Origin of the sequence: Pseudorhodoplanes sp. (assembly GCF_035565795.1) — a bacterium.
GTDB lineage: Bacteria > Pseudomonadota > Alphaproteobacteria > Rhizobiales > Xanthobacteraceae > Pseudorhodoplanes.
The window spans coordinates 1-15,483 of sequence record NZ_DATMRV010000092.1; the positions used below are offsets into that span (position 1 = coordinate 1).

The window sequence follows — 15,483 nt, forward strand, 5'->3', positions numbered from 1 at the left end:
ACCAGGATCATGGCGATCGCCTTGACGACAGATCCCTTCGCCAACACGACGGCAAAGATCAGGCCGAGCACCATCAGCGAGAAGTATTCGGCCGGTCCGAACAGCAACGCGATGCTGGTGAGCGGAGCCGCCGCCGCAGCGATGACCACCGTCGCAACGCAACCGGCAAAGAACGAACCGATCGCAGAGATGGCCAGCGCAGGGCCGGCACGTCCCTGCAACGCCATCTGGTGACCATCGAGCGTTGTCACCACGGATGCTGACTCGCCCGGTATGTTGACGAGAATCGCGGTGGTCGAGCCGCCATACATCGCGCCGTAATAGATGCCGGCCAGCATGATCAGCGCGCCAACCGGCGGCAGACCATAGGTGATCGGCAGCAGCATCGCGATGGTCGCGACCGGACCAAGGCCCGGAAGCACGCCGATGAGCGTGCCGACAAGCGCACCGATCAAACACAGCAGCAGGTTCTGCGGCGTTGCCGCGACGCTGATGCCGAAAGCAAGGTTGTTAAGAAGATCCCACATGACAGATCACCGCGGCCAGAGCTGGAGTGGAAGGTTGAGGCCGTAGATGAACAGCGCCACGCAGCCAACCGTCAGGACGGCCGACCAGATGGCGCTCTCGACCCAGCGCACTTCTTTCGAAGCGGCAGCGGCAATCATCAGCGTGAAGAAGCTCGCAATGATCAAGCCCAGCGGTCGCACCGTTGCGCCGAAGAACACCACGGACGCGAGGAACAGCACCGGCGCGCGTATTCCCCATCTTTCCAGCGGCGGTCCCTGCGTGATGAGACCATTGACGGCAATGATCAACGAAACGCCGACCAGCAACCATCCGAACAGCCGCGGTGCCGTTCCCGGCCCGAATGCAAACCCGCGAAGTCCCGGAAGATCGCTGCCCGCCCATAATGAAAACAATGCAAAGACTGTGAGCGCTACCCCGCCCCAGAAGTCTTGCGGATTGCGGATGAGTCCAGTTGATTGCCCACCCGTTGGCTGTCCGATGCCTTCGGCCATACGCCCTCCCACGCCCGTAAAACTACAGTGGTCCCCGCGTTGGGTCTTTCGCCCAAGCTGAGCCTCTTGTCTAGCAAATCGCTGACAGGAACCTAGAGAAAAACTGCGTCCGGGCGATTAGATCAACCCAATTGCGCCCATTATCGCGGCAATCGCGAAAACCCAAAGGGGATTCAACCTGCTGAAGTAGCCAACCGACGCAGAAACCACGGTGATGCCGGCGGCAATCCATGTTGAGTCGGTTGTCAACGCCATGATCCAGGCGCTTGCGGCAAGCAGACCGATCGAAACGGGAACCAGGCCGAGCTGGATCGCGATGCGCAATGGTGCATCGCGAAAACGATCCCAGACCTTCGTGATGAAATAGGTTGCAATGCATGTCGGGCCGACCATTGCAGCTGTCGCAACCAGCGCGCCCGTGATGCCGGCGACCTGATATCCGATCAGCGTGGTGATAATGACGTTCGGGCCAGGCGTGACTTGTGCAATCGCGAACAGGTCGGAGAATTGTTGATCGGTCAACCAGCCCTCGAGCTGGACTGCGATCCGATACATTTCCGGGATGGCGGCATTCGCCCCGCCAATCGCGAACAGCGACAGCAATGCGAAATGACTGGCCAGAACGATGAGCGGATCGGACGCTTTCATCGCCGTTGCCACCAGAAGGCCAGTGCGATGCTTGCGGGTGCAAGCACGAGGAGCGTCGACACCAGCGGCCAGCGTGCGACCCCAACGGTCAGGAAGGTTGCGATCAGCACCAGCGGCGCGGGCGCGAGCAGTTTGCGCAGCAGCGGCTCGGCCATCTTTACGATGACGGCGATCATCAGGCCGATGGCCGCGGCAGCAATGCCGGTCAGGATACGGCGCAGCACATCGACATCACCATAAATCGCGTAGAGCGCGGACAAGGCTGTCGCGATGAGTGCGGGCGGTCCGATCAGACCAAGCAGAGCGACGGCTGCGCCGGCGGGACCGCGCATGCGCGATCCGAACACGACCGACATGTTGACCACATTCGGTCCCGGCAAGAACTGCGCGAGCGAGTAGGTCTCGTTGAACTCGTCCGCGGTCAGCCACTTCTTGTCCTCGACGATGAGGCGTCGCGCCCAGGGCAGGATCATGCCGAAGCCGGTCACCGAGATCTTCGCGAAGCCGAGGAACAGTTCGAGCAGCGGAAGGTCGGGGCGTTTGGTCTGCGTCGGGTCGTGCGGGGTGTCGTGCATCCGTTAAGGATAGCAAGAGTCGCGCGCGGCGCTTCCGCCCCGCCGCGAACATGCGGGATGCGTTTTTGCCGAGGTTGCCGCCGATCAGCCGCGCAGGCTGATATTCACGGCGCGAGGAAGGCGCAGGGCAGCTTCCCGGTCTTAGGAATCAGGCCGGGGCCGAAGCCTTCGCCCGTTTTGGGATTTTTTTCACATGAAGCCGCTTCGCCCTTCCCTCCGGGGAAGCCTGAACATATATTCCCCAGCGCCGGCGCAAGCCGGCTATGGCGATAAACGGACTTCGCAATAAACCTTTCGGACCCGGGGGCAGTGCCCGGCGCCTCCACCACCAGCGGCCCGATCTTCGCGGGGCCGTTGCTGATGGGGGCGAAACAGGATCGACGAGGGCGTAAAGGTTGTTCTTTCGCTCGGTATGGTACCCGCCGTTATCGGGCCAAACGTATAGTTGCCAACGACAACTATGCTCCGGTTGCTCAGGCTGCGTAACGCGGTCTGTAATACCGAACTAAAGCCCTGACGGGTTAAGCTCCGTCAGGCGGGGTTCGGAGGCACCTGGCAACAGAAGCCTCCACTCATCTTCGGCCCGCCAGAATTGGTCACGCAGAGCCCTGCCCACGGGCTGACGGACCGATCCCGCCGGGCTACCATTGCTTTTCGATTCTGGCTCTTTGGCACGACCACAATGGCGACCGACCACATCCGCTACGACCTCCTCGCGCAGGACGCGCTGCGCGGTCTCGTACGCAAGGTCCTGGCCGACACCGCCAAGAGCGGGCTGCCGGGCGAGCATCATTTCTCGATCTCGTTCAAGACAGACGCCGAGGGCGTCAGGATGTCGCCCCGCCTGCGCGAGCAATTCCCGCAGGAAATGACGGTTATCCTTCAATATCAATTCTGGGATCTGAAGGTCACGGACACCGCCTTCGAGGTCGGGCTCTCGTTCGGCGGTGTGCCTGAAAAGCTCACCATCCCGTTCGCGGCCATCAAGAGCTTCTTCGACCCGTCCGTGCAGTTCGGCCTGCAATTCGAGACCATCGAGGCGGAACCTGCCGCCAGCGGGGACGTCGTCGTCGCCAAGACCGCAGGCGAAGCCAAATCCGCTTTGCCGGCCGATGCCGATCCGGCCGCTGCGTCGGCGACCGAAGGCAAGCCCGCGGACACAGGCGGCGACAAGCCGTCCGGCGAAGTCGTCCGGCTCGATCGCTTCCGGAAAAAGTAGTTTCGATCAATTCCGGTTCTTGTCCGGTCTTGCGGCTTTGGCGCGCGTCCGTGTGACGCTAAGGTCCCCACATGGCCAAGACATCAAACAAGACATCGAACAAGACATCGAAGCCCCGAACTAGCACCCGCAGCGAAACCGACAGCTTCGGACCGATCGACGTTCCGGCCGATCGCTATTGGGGCGCGCAGACGCAGCGCTCGCTGCAGAATTTCAAGATCGGCGGCGACCGCATGCCGGAGCCGCTGATCCGCGCCTTCGGCATCGTCAAGCGCGCCGCGGCGGAAACCAACATGGCGCTCGGCACGCTCGACAAGAAGCGCGGCAAGGCCATCGTGAATGCGGCGCAGGAAGTGATCGACGGCAAGCTGTCGGACGAATTCCCGCTCGTGGTCTGGCAGACAGGTTCGGGCACCCAGACCAACATGAACCTCAACGAGGTTATCGCCAATCGCGCCAACGAGATGCTGGGCGCGCCGCTCGGATCGAAGACGCCGATCCATCCAAACGACGCCGTCAATCTGGGCCAGTCGTCGAATGACAGCTTTCCTACGGCGATGCATATCGCGGCCGCGCTCGAGATCACGAATGCGCTGCTTCCGGCGCTCGAGCATCTGCACAAGGCGCTGCGCGCGAAGGAAAAGGCGTTCGCCAGGATCGTGAAGATCGGCCGCACGCATACCCAGGATGCGACGCCGCTCACGCTCGGCCAGGAATTCTCCGGCTACGCGGCGCAGCTCAAGTCCGGCATCGCGCGCATCAAGCTCGCGGTGAAGGAACTCTATCCGCTCGCGCAGGGCGGCACCGCAGTCGGCACCGGGCTCAACTCGCATCCGAAATTTGCCGGCATGTTCGCCAGGCGTGCCGCGGCGATCACGGGACTTCCCTTCGTCAGCGCGCAGAACAAATTCGAGGCGCTGGCTGCACACGACGCCTATGTCTTCGTACACGGCGCCCTCAACGCGATGGCGACCGGCCTGTTCAAGATTGCGAACGACATCCGGTTGCTCGGCTCCGGTCCGCGCTCGGGTTTTGGCGAACTCATCCTGCCGGAAAACGAACCCGGCTCTTCGATCATGCCGGGCAAGGTCAACCCAACGCAGGCCGAAGCACTGACGATGGTGTGCTGCCAGGTCTTCGGCAACGAAACGACGATCACCGTGGCCGCGAGCCAGGGGCACTTCGAGCTGAACGTATTCAAGCCCGTCATCGCATTCGCGATGTTGCAGTCGATCCGGTTGCTCGCGGACGCATCGCGCTCCTTCACCGACAATTGCGTGGTCGGCATCCGCGCCAACGAGGCCCGTATCCGCGAGCTCATGGAGCGCTCGCTGATGCTGGTGACCGCCCTCGCCCCCAAAATTGGCTACGACAACGCGGCCAAGGTGGCCAAGAGCGCACATCTCAACGGGACGACGCTCAAACATGAGGCTGTGACCGGCGGCTTTGTCAGCGCAGAAGAATTTGAGCGGCTGGTTCGTCCCGAGCGCATGATTCGGCCGGGCTGATCGAAGCTCAAAATTCGCGCGAATATTTTCCGGGGCAGGCGCCAAATACGACTTTCTGAGATCGACTTAAGCTTGCGAAAACTCCAAATTCTGTTCGTTGCCAATTCCGCCTTGCCACTGCCACGCTAAAGGCGCAATCAACAGCCGGTATGCGTCAATAGATTTGGGCCCGTGGGGGTCCAAAGATAGCCGGTAAGTGACCGGGTCTTTGATGGGCGACGTCTTGAATCTTCGGCTGGCGCGGAAGAAACGCGATCGGCAGCGTGAAGCGGATAACGCTGCTGTGCGTCGACTAATCCATGGTCGTTCAAAGGCGGATCGCAAACTGGAAGGGGCGCAACGTGACAAGTCTGCAAGCAATCTCGACGGCCACCGGATTGGAAACGGAGAGGCCAATGAAGTCGCCGGTCGTGAAGCGATCGATCGTGATCGCCGGCCACAAGACGAGCGTGAGTCTTGAGGACGCTTTCTGGAAGGGCCTTAAGGAAATTGCCGATGCGCGCAACATGACGCTGTCGGACATCGTCGCGAGCATCGATTCACAAAGGCGGCACGGCAATCTGTCGTCCGCGATCCGTCTGTTCGTGCTGGACCATTATCGTGGTCAGTCTCTCGACAGGGATCTGCGTCGTTAGTCGATCGGAGCCGGTCGGCTCCATGTGAACGAAATATGCGAACGAAATCGATCGTCATTTCGGGGTGTCGGGCACGCCAGGGCCTGGGGGACATCTCGAAATGGCGAACCCCGCCGCGGGGTTCAGTCAGCGTGTTCTGAGTTTCGTTCAGTACATCCAACGTTCAGAAAATCGGTCTCACGGTCTGCGGGCTCGTTGGCCGCGCGACCGGAGATGAAGGCGCAGGCGGCGAACCAATCGGCGTCGGGAACGGATTTGCTCCGCCCGGCCGCTGTGGTTCGACGCGTTGCGGCTCCGCACGCTGCGGAGGCTGCGGCAACACACGCCGGAGATCGCCGGGTGCCGGCCTGATTTCGACTGCCGGCGGCAACGGCTGCGCGGCAGGCTGTGACGGCTTGCGACGTGGCCCGACTGCTGCATCGGGCTTTTCCGGAGCGGCTTCCTTTGCGGCCGGCGCAAGCGTCTCCTCGACCTGACGTCCCTGCTCGATCGCCTCGATCTTTTTCGTGTGACGATCGACCGAACGCAACGCCAGCCATCCGGTGAACGCGGAAATATCCAGATTGCGTTCGGGCTTCGCGGCCAGTCCACGCAACTGCACCGAGATTTCGGGCGGAAGCGATCCAGCGGGCGCAGGCCCGGACATCGCGAACCGCAAATCAACGCGCGCATCGGAGAAATCGTAGGAGCCGGTGACCGCCAGATCGGCCGCCTCGGCCTGGGCCTTGAACGTATCGATGCGCGCGACGCCGGCAGCGATCGTCAACGTGGCTTCCGCGTGGGGCACGACCAGCGGACCGATGCCGAGTCCGCGGTTCGCAATCTCGCGCACGCGCGGCGCATCGATCGGGAGCCCCTGATCAACACTCTGCATCGCGACATCGAACACCTTGGGATCGAGCGAGGCGATGCGCGCCTGATCGAGCACAATCGTACCGGAGCCGTTGAGCGAGCCGATCAGCGCCCGCGGACTGCGGCCCATGCCTTCGAATTGCGCGGTCAATGCGGCCCGGCCGGTCAGCGGCGCGGCGCCATCGCCGAACAGCAATTGGGTGGCGTCGGCATCCGCAATCGCGACCTTCCCCTGCAGGCCGAGGGCATCGGGAGCACGGCGAAGCGTGACCTCAGCGGACAATTGTCCCCCGAGAAGCTCGCCGGCGATGTCATCCATTCTGACACCGGAATCGGTGAAGCGCAGAGCGGACCGGAACTTCGTCGCCTGCAGGGACGGCGACAGCACGGCCTGCGCTGCGCTCAGTGTCAGTCCACCGGACAGCCTCGGCAAGGCCGGCAGCGCGAACGGCGTCTCGCTCCAGCCCCTCTCGTTTTTTCCGGATCGCGCAAGGCCGGTCGCGACACCAAAAAGGGCCGCGATATCGATCGTGTCCGTGCGAAGTTCGCCATCGATTGCAGGAACGTCGCCCGACGCCAACGCAATCCCGCCACGCACCGAGGACCCTGCGATGGACCCCGCCAGATCCTCAAACCGCACGCTGAGCGCATCGCTCTGAAACTTGGTCTTGATCGCAACAGGAATGGCTTTTGCGGCCATGCCTTCCAGCGTGATGTCGGCCCTGCCGATGGTGATATCGAGCGCCGTCCGCCGGGCGTCGTCTGCGAACGGCCGAACGCTTCCCGTGGCGCGCGCATCGAGGCTGCCCGAACCGATCCGCGTGTCGATCGTCATGTCGCCCCGCGCCTTGCCTTTAAGCACGAGCGTATAGGTCCCGGGCTGACGCGGTGCGGCGACGAACCGCTCGACCGCCGCAAGCTTCAGCAGTGAATTCACGTCGGCTGCGTTCAGGAAGGCGTCGACCGATACATCGGCCTTGTCGAGATCGCTTAAGCGGCCTGTCAGCGCAGCGTCCATCTTGAGATCCACCGCCCCGACCGGTCCGGAGACGGAAATGAGCGCCCGGCTGTTGCCGCTGCCGGCAGGCTCGACATTCACCGTGCCGGTCAGCTTGCCGGGGACCGCCGAGCGCACTGCGCGCTGCAATGCATCGGACAATACCGGAGGCGCGCGCTTCGCCAGCGTGGCGAGGCCGTCTGCGTCACGCACCGCGATGTTGAAGGAAACCGAACCGCGTTGCGCCTGCGTGTCGAACCGGCCCTTGCCGTCGATGCCGAGGCCGGCAAGATTGCCGATCGTCAGCGTTTCGATCGCGAGCGCTCCTGCCTTCATCGACAACTGGACATTGGCAGCGTGGGCGTCGAGCCCGCCGAAGCGCACGCGCTTCAGGGCCAGGGCCAGCGAAACATCATGAGGCTGCTTGATGTCGGGAAGGACCTTCACCGCCTCCGCGGTTTCCATCCAGGCATCGAGATCGAGTTCTTCCGCGCGCAGACTGGCCGTGAGTTGTGACGGGTCCGAACCATGCGCGAACACATAGACGAGGTCGCCGTCGAAGCTTTTGCGGTCGAAGTCCGCCTGCATGCCTTCGACTGCAACCTTGTCCGCACCTAGCGTCACCTCGCCGCGAAACCGGACCGGCCGCGCCGGCAGCCCGCTTGCGCCCGCCTTGCCCTCCAGCCAGTCTGCGAACGCGCGCGGATCGGTCGAAGTCACGGCAACAGGTCCGGCGAATGACAGATGATCTCCGGCCTTTTCGATGCGGCCACTCGCCTGCACCTGCGTGAAGCCCGGTGCGCGCGCCTCGAACGCGCTGAGCACCATCTGGCCGCGTCCGAACTCGATGTCACCCCTGATATTCTGAATGCTCGCTCCGCCGAGCGTCAGCGCGTCGACACCAAATCCGAGCTGTGTCGGGATCGGCGGCCCGATGATCCGTTCGGCCGCGGAGACGAGCGCGGCAAGCGCAGCGCGCGGCGCCTTCGCTCCATCGGCACCGCCAAGCAGCTTGTCGGCATCGAGCGTCCGCGCCGTCAGCACCGCATCGAGCCGCGGATGCGCGCCGAACTTCGCTTCAGCCGTGCCGTTCAGCTTCAGCGCACGCTCGTCCGGGCCATATTGATACTCGACCTGCTCGAACAGAGCCGACACCGCATTGGCTTTTACACGCGAGGTGATGCGCCAGGGCTCGGCAACATCGCCCTTGTCACCCTTCGGCGGAACCCGCCGTGCGACTGTCGCCGTTCCTTCGAACTGGGGGGCGCCATCGGCGGTCGTGACGAAGCCCTCGGCCTCGGCAAAAACCGGCCTGTCGGCGGGATCGACGGTGAGCTTGATGCGCGATCCGTTCGCTTCGGGACGCCCCGTCGAGATGCGGTAGCCATAAAGAGCGCCATCCATCACGAAGGCGCCCTCGCCCCGGATCGGTCCGGGCAGCGCACGGACCTCGCCGTTGAACCAGAGCTTGCTCAGGGTGGCGCTGGTGCCGCTTGCGGCATCGGCCAGTTGCAGGCTCGCATCCTCGACGGTGAGTTTGTCGATCGACAGCGCCTGCGTATCGATGCCCGCCAGAGCATTGGGCAGCATGGCACGCCCGTCCGCAGTCAGGGAGACGCGCATTTCCGGAGCGATCAGCCGAAGCTCCACGGCCTTCAGCTTCCCGGACAGGAGCGGCGGCAACGCGAACTCGATCCCGAGCGCTTTTGCGCGCAGCGCCTGTGCATCGCCGGGCCTGCCGATCTCGACCCCGGACAGAACCAGCGACGGGGACGGCAGCAGGCGCACGTCCATGTTGCCGGTCACGCGGACCGGCAGGCCTATCGCCTGGCTCGCCTGCTCCTCGAACGTGGCGCGATGGGCGTTCCAATCCACAAAATGTGGCCCGAGCAGCGCTGCAAGCAGCGCCAGAATCGCGGCAATCGCCAAGGTCAGCAGTGTTGCCTGCACGGGTCCACCTGAATCGTAAGTCGCAAATGATGAGCCCGGCCATTCCGCACTGCAAGGCGGAGGCTGTCGCAGGCCGTATCCTTTGTGAGTACCGACCCTGTTACCGCGGCTCGGCGGCAAATCTGTGGTGCGCGCCCTCCACCGTTCGGTGAGGGGGACGGGCAGCGATGAAGTGCCGGCTATTCCGCCGGCACCAGCTTCCCCGGATTCATGATGTCATCGGGGTCGAGGGCCCGCTTGATGGCACGCATCGCGGCGAGCGCCGGCGCGCCGTGCTCGGCAAGCAGGTATTTCATCTTGCCCTGCCCGACCCCGTGCTCGCCGGTGCAGGTTCCGCCCATGCGGAGCGCGCGATCCGCAAGGCGCGACAGGAATTTCTCGGTTGCCGTGACTTCGCCCGGGTCGTTGCCATCGACCAGCAGCGCCACATGGAAATTGCCGTCGCCGACATGCCCGACAATCGGGCCCAGCAGCCCGGTTTCCTGAAGATCGCGCTGCGTCTCCGTCACGCATTCGGCAAGCCGGGAGATCGGCACGCAAACATCGCTCGCCAGCGGCAGCGACGAGGGCCGCAGCGACTTCGCCGCCCAGTAACCGTCATGCCGCGCCTGCCAGAGCCGCGTGCGGTCCTCTGCCTTCGCCGTCCACTCGAAGGGTCCGCCGCCGAGATCGGCTGCGATTTCCCCGAAGCGCTCGGACTGCTCGGCGACGCCAGCCTCGGTGCCGTGGAACTCCAGCAGCAGAAGCGGGCTCTCCGGCAAAGTCAGCTTCGAATAGGCATTGCACGCCTTGACCTGCACCTCGTCGAGCAATTCGATCCGCGCGACCGGGATGCCGGACTGGATCGTCAGGATGGTCGCATTGCAGGCGGCCTCGACCGTGGGGAACGGACAGATCGCGGCTCCGATCGCCTCCGGAATGCCGTGCAGCTTCAATGTCAGCTCGGTGATGATGCCGAGCGTGCCCTCCGAGCCGACAATCAGGCGGGTCAGGTCGTAGCCCGAGGACGATTTGCGCGCGCGCGTGGACGTGGTCATCAACTCGCCATTGGCGAGTACGACCTTCAGCGCCATCACGTTATCGCGCATGGTTCCGTAGCGCACCGCATTGGTGCCGGATGCGCGCGTCGCCGCCATGCCGCCGAGCGAGGCATCCGCGCCCGGGTCGATCGGGAAGAACAGGCCCTGATCGCGCAGGTGCTCGTTCAGCATCTTGCGGGTGACGCCGGGTTCGATCACGCAGTCCAGATCCTCCGCGTGGACGGCGATGATCCGGTTCATGTCGCGGAAATCGATCGAAACGCCGCCGCGCGGCGCGTTGATGTGCCCTTCCAGCGAGGTGCCGGTCCCGAACGGAATTATCGGCACCTTGTGGCGCGCGCAGATCCTAACGGCCTCCTGCACATCCGCGGTCGATTGCGGGAAAACCACCGCGTCCGGCGGCTGGTTCTCGATCCAGGTGGTGGTGTGGCCGTGCTGCTCGCGGACGGCCTGCGAGGTCACGAGGCGGTTGCCGAAGCTCTTGGCCAGATCGCCGATGGCGGCCTCGATCGCCCGCTCATCACGCTTTTCGTTGGAATATTTTGCAGCGGCAACGGCCATCGGCGCCTCTTGGAATTGGCCTTTTGGGATTGAAGGACGCGGACCCTAGCAGAGAGGCGGACTGCTGCAAGCAAGTCGGAAGGAGCGGTGTCCGCCGCAAACAAGACGTCTTCCGGCGGGATCGGAGTTGCAAGGTTGCCCGAAGCGGCGAGCACTCGCTCGTCGTGACGCAATTTTGCCTAAAATCAAGTAATTTCAAACGTTTTTGATTTACACGATGTGCGCGCTGCCGCACTATGACAGCATGCTCGACCGCAGCGATTTCGAACCTGTCTTTTTCGCACCGTTTGTCTCGTCGGTGATGACCGTCGATCCGGCATGGATCGATCTCAACGGCCACATGAACATGGCCTATTACAACGTGTTCTTCGATCGCGGCATCGACGAGATGTACAGCCTCGCCGGCTTTGGCTGGGACTATCTGAAACAGCGGAACCACTCCTTCTTCACTGCCGAGGTCCATCTGCGCTACCTGCGCGAGCTGAAGCAGGACGATCCGGTCCGCGTGACATTTCAACTGCTCGACTACGATTCAAAGCGGCTGCACTTCTTCCAGCAGCTGTTCCACGCCACCGAGGGCTGGGTGTCGGCGACCAGCGAAAATATGTCGCTTCACATCGATATGGCCGCACGCAAGGTGGCGTCCTTCCCGTCCGACATCCTCGGCCAACTCTGCGAGATTAAGAAGTCGCACGGACGGCTGCCGCGCCCGGAAGCGGCTGGCAAGCGGATTGCGATGCCGGCCTGACGCCGCCGCGGTCTAGTCGCGAAAGAATGGATCGTTGTCGCGTCGCTTCGGAGCCGCACTGAGCGATGGTCCCGCTCGTTCAGGCTCGTCGTGAGCCACGGTGCGGCGGCGGTGCTCCCGCGCCATCGCTCTCGCCGCAGACCCGCCGATAACCTGCGTGCGCTTGGGAGAGGGATCGACCGGTACGGGCGTGTACTCATACTTCGCGGTCGGCACGATCCAGACCGGAACCCGGTTCGGATCGTCCCGTATCGCTTCCTCTCTCGCGCGCTCCGCTCCAGCCGCACGACCATCGGTCCCGCTGTCGACGCCCTTGGCCAGCACGGGCTGTTCTGGTGACTGGTGGTATTCAAGCGACGACACACCCAGGAGCACGGCCGCGACAACGGCGGTCACGACCGACAGATACGCAACGAGACCAATGAGGAGTTTCATGCTGGCCGAACGCCAGACGATTTCGCAGCGTTCCATCTCCTGATGAATTGTTCGTCACTTTCCGGTGACGCCCTCACGCTTGACGGAACAGGTCGCACCGATACGATTCAACATCACAACGACGTGTACCGAATCCTGGTACATGCACGGGAGGATCCATGACGGCGGCAACAACAACGCATTCGCAGCGCTCACGTTTCGACGAAGCGCCGCCGCTGATCCGCGCGCACAAGATCCCGTCGCAGAAGTCCGAACCCTATATCTGCATGGAAGGCCCCGACCGGGCGCTCTGGTTCTGCGAGAGTGGCGCGTCGAAAATCGGCCGCTTCGACCCAACGGATTCGTCCTTCCGTGAATTCGCGCTGCCGATCAACAATGCCATGCCGATCGGCATCACGATCGGCGGCGACGGCAATATGTGGTTCTGCGCCAAGAAGGCGAGCAAGGTCGGCCGTATCACCATGCGCGGCGACATCACCCTGTTCGATCTGCCGACGCCGAATGCGGGACCGGACGGCACACTTGTCGGACCCGACGGCAATGTCTGGTTCTCGGAAACCGAGATCAGCAGAATTGGCCGCATCACGCCGGACGGCAAGGTCACGGAATTTTCGGAAGGAATTTCCAACGGTGCGCGCCCGCTATCCATCGCCGAGCGCGACGGCGCGCTGTGGTTCTCCGAAGCCGCCGGCAACCGGATCGGCCGCATCACCCTCGATGGCACCGTCACCGAATTCCCGATCCCGAGCCATGACAGCCAGCCGCGCGCGATGACCACACACCCGGACGGCTCGATCTGGTTCGTGCAGACCTCCACCAATTCGCTCGGCCGGATCGACCGGCAGGGCCACATCACCGAACACAAGGTGACGACACCCAACTCCTCGCTGCGCGGCGTCTGTGTCGGGCCTGAGGGCGACCTCTGGTTCACCGCGAACGCGGCCAACAAGATCGGCCGCATGCGTCCGGATGGACAGATGGTGGGCGAATATCCGATACCGGTCCCGAATGCCGGCGCTCGCTGCATCGGGCCGCATTCAAACGGACGGATGTATGTGACATTGTTCGATGTCGGGATGATCGGCGAAGTCATCCCGCAATAGTTTCTGGTGACTTTTCGTTCTTGGAGGAACGCGTGGCAGTCGAGAGAATCAAATATCAAGCCGGCAATGTGGTGGGCCACGGCGCGCTGGTGTGGAATGACAAGATCACAACCAGGCGGCCGCTGCTGCTCGTGATGCCGAACTGGCTGGGCGTGACCGAAACCATCATCAAGCGCGCCGAGAAAATGGCCGGTGACAAATACATTGCCTTCGTCGCCTGCATGTACGGCGAGGGCAAGACCGCGGAAGGCCCGCCTGAATCGCAGGACCTGATGATGGCTGTGCGCGCCGACCGCGTGGAGGGCCGCAAGCGCGTCAACGCCGCCCTGCAGACGATGATCGCGGAAGCTGAAAAGCGCGGCATCGGCGATTCATCGAAGAAGGCGGCTGTCGGCTTCTGCTTCGGCGGCGGCAACGTGCTCGAGCTGGCGCGCAGCGGCGCCGATCTCGACGCCGTGGTCTGTCTGCACGGCGACCTTGCGACCACCATGCCGGCGAAGAAGGGCGACATCAAAGCCGCCATCTTCGTGATCCACGGCTCGAAGGACCCGGTGGCGCCGAAGGCGGATCGCGACGCGCTTGAAGCCGAACTCGATGGCGCGGAGGCGAACTGGCAGTTGCTGGATTTCGGCGGCCGCCTGCATTCCTTCTCCGAGGAAGAGACCGACATGCCGGGCTTTGCGAAATATCATCCCGGCGCTGCGCACCAGACCTATCGCATGCTGGACGATTTCATCCAGGACGCGTTCGCGAAGCGGCTGTAAGCAGCATCGCAGGTGAAAGCATTCGGGCTCCTCGCAGACGCGGGGAGCCCGAAGTCTTTCAGATCGGCCTTAGGGCCGGAGAGCCGCGCACGCAGCAGCTGCGCGAGTGCGCTTACGCGCTTCTCGGCACCACTGACCACGACGCCTCCGCCCGCGCGATGATCGAAATTTTATTTTGCGCCCCTGTACCGCATCGCGGTCGGCGCGGCTTGAAGCGGCGAGCTGCGCCGCTATCATTGAGCAAACGACAAAAAGCCGAAAAGACGTCGTTCAGGGAGATAACGCCATGTCATGGCTCGCGCGCCTGTGCGCCGGCGCTTGCATCGTTGCCACGTCTTCGCTTTCACCTCTTCACGCACAGACCTATCCCGACAAGCCGATCCGCGTGATCGTTTCGATCGCCGCCGGCAGCGTCACCGACGTGATCGTGCGTGCGGCGGCGAAAGACCTCGAAGCCAAACTCGGTCAGCCGCTGGTGATCGAGAATAGAGGCGGCGCCGCGGGCATTCTCGCCGGGCAAGCCTGCGCGCAATCGGCGGGTGACGGTTACACGCTGTGCGTCATCTATCACTCGACGATGTCGTATAATCCGGTGCAGTTCGACAAGTTGCCCTACGACGCCGACAAGGATTTCGTACCGGTGACGCGACTGTTCTTCCTCACCGAAGGTCTGTTCGTGAACGCCGATGTACCTGCGAAAAACGTCGCCGAGCTGAAGGCGTTGGCGCAGGCGAAGCCAGCCGGCCTGAATTTCGCGACACTCGGCAACGCATCCTTCCCGGATCTGTTTCGCGTGTGGCTCAACAACCAATGGGGCACGAAGATCGTCGGTGTCCCCTACAAGGGCGGCGGTCCGGCGGCGCAGGCGCTCGCGGCCAACGAAGTGCAGCTGACGCGCTTCGGCGTCGGAAACTTCCGCGGCGCGATGGACGCAGGAAAGGTACGCATGATCGCGATCGCAGCGGACCAGCGCTCGAAGCAGTTTCCGGATGTGCCGACGTTGAAGGAAGCCGGACTCGATTATCCGGGTCAGGGTTGGTGGGGCCTTGCGGCGCCGAAGGGCACGCCCGCGCCGGTCGTCGAGAAGGTGAATGCGGCTTTCGTGGCGGTGTTCTCCGATCCGAAATTCGCCGAGTTCCTCGACAAGCAACTGGTCGTGCCGGCGGCGACCGGGCCCGCGGACTTTGCAAAGTTCCTGAAAGAGGACCGGAAGGCGGCCGAAGATCTGGTCAGGACCGCCAACACGCCCAAGCAGGAATACAAGTCGCAATAGGCGGCCGGAACATCGGCGACGATCACAGACGCTCTGGCGATCGGAGGGCCGACCTTCGCCGGAGAAAGGGCCGGCGAGGCCGCATAACGGCGCCGTCCACAAACGCGCGGCGGCCCCCTCCCGTTTTGCCCTCTCAGGTGCCATGTTGGGCCTTGA

General features: G+C 63.3%; 15 protein-coding genes and 1 other RNA gene. 9 read left to right on the plus strand and 7 right to left on the minus strand.

Going from position 1 to position 15,483, the window contains the following annotated elements:
- The 4 genes from VNZ93_RS08985 to VNZ93_RS09000 all read right to left on the minus strand — a co-directional run.
- The coding region (locus VNZ93_RS08985; RefSeq protein ID WP_325703165.1) for a tripartite tricarboxylate transporter permease at positions 1-527 on the minus strand (527 nt) is incomplete at its 3' end.
- Positions 528-533: 6 nt separating this feature from the next.
- Complete coding sequence (locus VNZ93_RS08990; protein WP_325703168.1) at positions 534-1,019, minus strand: tripartite tricarboxylate transporter TctB family protein; 486 nt, start codon at positions 1,017-1,019, stop codon at positions 534-536.
- 117 nt (positions 1,020-1,136) lie between these two features.
- The gene (locus tag VNZ93_RS08995) at positions 1,137-1,667 is read right to left on the minus strand and encodes a chromate transporter (protein ID WP_325703171.1); all 531 of its coding nucleotides are present in this window, start codon (positions 1,665-1,667) and stop codon (positions 1,137-1,139) included.
- Positions 1,664-2,242, minus strand: coding sequence for a chromate transporter (locus tag VNZ93_RS09000; RefSeq protein WP_325703174.1), 579 nt, complete (start codon positions 2,240-2,242; stop codon positions 1,664-1,666). Before VNZ93_RS09000 ends, VNZ93_RS08995 begins: the two co-directional genes overlap by 4 nt.
- Positions 2,243-2,448: 206 nt before the next feature.
- Between VNZ93_RS09000 and ssrA the strand changes: the two genes are divergently transcribed.
- The 5 genes from ssrA (at position 2,449) to VNZ93_RS09025 (ending at position 5,604) form a co-directional block, all read left to right on the plus strand.
- Positions 2,449-2,815, plus strand: a transfer-messenger RNA (tmRNA) gene (ssrA, locus tag VNZ93_RS09005).
- A gap of 109 nt (positions 2,816-2,924) precedes the next feature.
- Positions 2,925-3,461 carry an SspB family protein gene (locus VNZ93_RS09010; protein WP_325703175.1) on the plus strand — a complete coding sequence of 179 codons (537 nt, stop codon included), beginning with the start codon at positions 2,925-2,927 and terminating at the stop codon, positions 3,459-3,461.
- Positions 3,462-3,532: 71 nt separating this feature from the next.
- Complete coding sequence (gene fumC / locus VNZ93_RS09015) at positions 3,533-4,969, plus strand: class II fumarate hydratase (RefSeq protein ID WP_325703177.1); 1,437 nt, start codon at positions 3,533-3,535, stop codon at positions 4,967-4,969.
- Between the two features lie 211 nt (positions 4,970-5,180).
- The gene (locus tag VNZ93_RS09020; protein ID WP_325703180.1) at positions 5,181-5,429 is read left to right on the plus strand and encodes a DUF4169 family protein; all 249 of its coding nucleotides are present in this window, start codon (positions 5,181-5,183) and stop codon (positions 5,427-5,429) included.
- A complete protein-coding gene (locus tag VNZ93_RS09025) occupies positions 5,365-5,604 on the plus strand; it encodes a ribbon-helix-helix domain-containing protein (protein WP_325703183.1) in 240 nt (79 codons plus the stop codon). Before VNZ93_RS09020 ends, VNZ93_RS09025 begins: the two co-directional genes overlap by 65 nt.
- A 163-nt stretch (positions 5,605-5,767) precedes the next feature.
- Here the strand turns inward: VNZ93_RS09025 and VNZ93_RS09030 are convergent, their stop codons facing one another.
- Both VNZ93_RS09030 and VNZ93_RS09035 read right to left on the minus strand, forming a co-directional pair.
- Positions 5,768-9,403 (minus strand): AsmA-like C-terminal region-containing protein, encoded by a 3,636-nt coding sequence (locus VNZ93_RS09030; protein ID WP_325703186.1) that lies wholly within the window; start codon positions 9,401-9,403, stop codon positions 5,768-5,770.
- A gap of 179 nt (positions 9,404-9,582) precedes the next feature.
- Positions 9,583-11,004, minus strand: coding sequence for an FAD-binding oxidoreductase (locus VNZ93_RS09035; protein ID WP_325703189.1), 1,422 nt, complete (start codon positions 11,002-11,004; stop codon positions 9,583-9,585).
- 244 nt (positions 11,005-11,248) lie between these two features.
- Between VNZ93_RS09035 and VNZ93_RS09040 the strand changes: the two genes are divergently transcribed.
- Positions 11,249-11,752 carry a thioesterase family protein gene (locus tag VNZ93_RS09040; protein ID WP_325703317.1) on the plus strand — a complete coding sequence of 168 codons (504 nt, stop codon included), beginning with the start codon at positions 11,249-11,251 and terminating at the stop codon, positions 11,750-11,752.
- A gap of 12 nt (positions 11,753-11,764) precedes the next feature.
- Here VNZ93_RS09040 and VNZ93_RS09045 read toward each other — a convergent pair whose 3' ends face one another.
- Entirely contained in the window at positions 11,765-12,187 is a 423-nt protein-coding gene (locus VNZ93_RS09045) for a hypothetical protein (RefSeq protein WP_325703192.1), read from the minus strand.
- A 158-nt stretch (positions 12,188-12,345) separates the two neighbouring features.
- On the opposite strand from VNZ93_RS09045, the gene VNZ93_RS09050 reads away from it, so the two are divergent.
- The 3 genes from VNZ93_RS09050 (at position 12,346) to VNZ93_RS09060 (ending at position 15,327) form a co-directional block, all read left to right on the plus strand.
- Positions 12,346-13,290 carry a virginiamycin B lyase family protein gene (locus tag VNZ93_RS09050; protein WP_325703195.1) on the plus strand — a complete coding sequence of 315 codons (945 nt, stop codon included), beginning with the start codon at positions 12,346-12,348 and terminating at the stop codon, positions 13,288-13,290.
- Between the two features lie 32 nt (positions 13,291-13,322).
- Complete coding sequence (locus VNZ93_RS09055) at positions 13,323-14,054, plus strand: dienelactone hydrolase family protein (RefSeq protein WP_325703197.1); 732 nt, start codon at positions 13,323-13,325, stop codon at positions 14,052-14,054.
- Between the two features lie 286 nt (positions 14,055-14,340).
- Complete coding sequence (locus VNZ93_RS09060) at positions 14,341-15,327, plus strand: tripartite tricarboxylate transporter substrate binding protein (RefSeq protein ID WP_325703200.1); 987 nt, start codon at positions 14,341-14,343, stop codon at positions 15,325-15,327.
- Positions 15,328-15,483: the final 156 nt, after the last annotated feature.

What these genes read in the sequence shown, in the direction of transcription:
- VNZ93_RS08995 (WP_325703171.1), bottom strand. Translation starts at nt 1,667, where the DNA reads ATGAAAGCGTCCGATCCGCTCATCGTTCTGGCCAGTCATTTCGCATTG.
- VNZ93_RS09010 (WP_325703175.1), top strand. Translation starts at nt 2,925, where the DNA reads ATGGCGACCGACCACATCCGCTACGACCTCCTCGCGCAGGACGCGCTG.
- fumC (WP_325703177.1), top strand. Translation starts at nt 3,533, where the DNA reads ATGGCCAAGACATCAAACAAGACATCGAACAAGACATCGAAGCCCCGA.
- VNZ93_RS09050 (WP_325703195.1), top strand. Translation starts at nt 12,346, where the DNA reads ATGACGGCGGCAACAACAACGCATTCGCAGCGCTCACGTTTCGACGAA.
- VNZ93_RS09035 (WP_325703189.1), bottom strand. Translation starts at nt 11,004, where the DNA reads ATGGCCGTTGCCGCTGCAAAATATTCCAACGAAAAGCGTGATGAGCGG.
- VNZ93_RS09000 (WP_325703174.1), bottom strand. Translation starts at nt 2,242, where the DNA reads ATGCACGACACCCCGCACGACCCGACGCAGACCAAACGCCCCGACCTT.
- VNZ93_RS08990 (WP_325703168.1), bottom strand. Translation starts at nt 1,019, where the DNA reads ATGGCCGAAGGCATCGGACAGCCAACGGGTGGGCAATCAACTGGACTC.
- VNZ93_RS09040 (WP_325703317.1), top strand. Translation starts at nt 11,249, where the DNA reads ATGCTCGACCGCAGCGATTTCGAACCTGTCTTTTTCGCACCGTTTGTC.
- VNZ93_RS09060 (WP_325703200.1), top strand. Translation starts at nt 14,341, where the DNA reads ATGTCATGGCTCGCGCGCCTGTGCGCCGGCGCTTGCATCGTTGCCACG.
- VNZ93_RS09020 (WP_325703180.1), top strand. Translation starts at nt 5,181, where the DNA reads ATGGGCGACGTCTTGAATCTTCGGCTGGCGCGGAAGAAACGCGATCGG.
- VNZ93_RS09045 (WP_325703192.1), bottom strand. Translation starts at nt 12,187, where the DNA reads ATGAAACTCCTCATTGGTCTCGTTGCGTATCTGTCGGTCGTGACCGCC.
- VNZ93_RS09025 (WP_325703183.1), top strand. Translation starts at nt 5,365, where the DNA reads ATGAAGTCGCCGGTCGTGAAGCGATCGATCGTGATCGCCGGCCACAAG.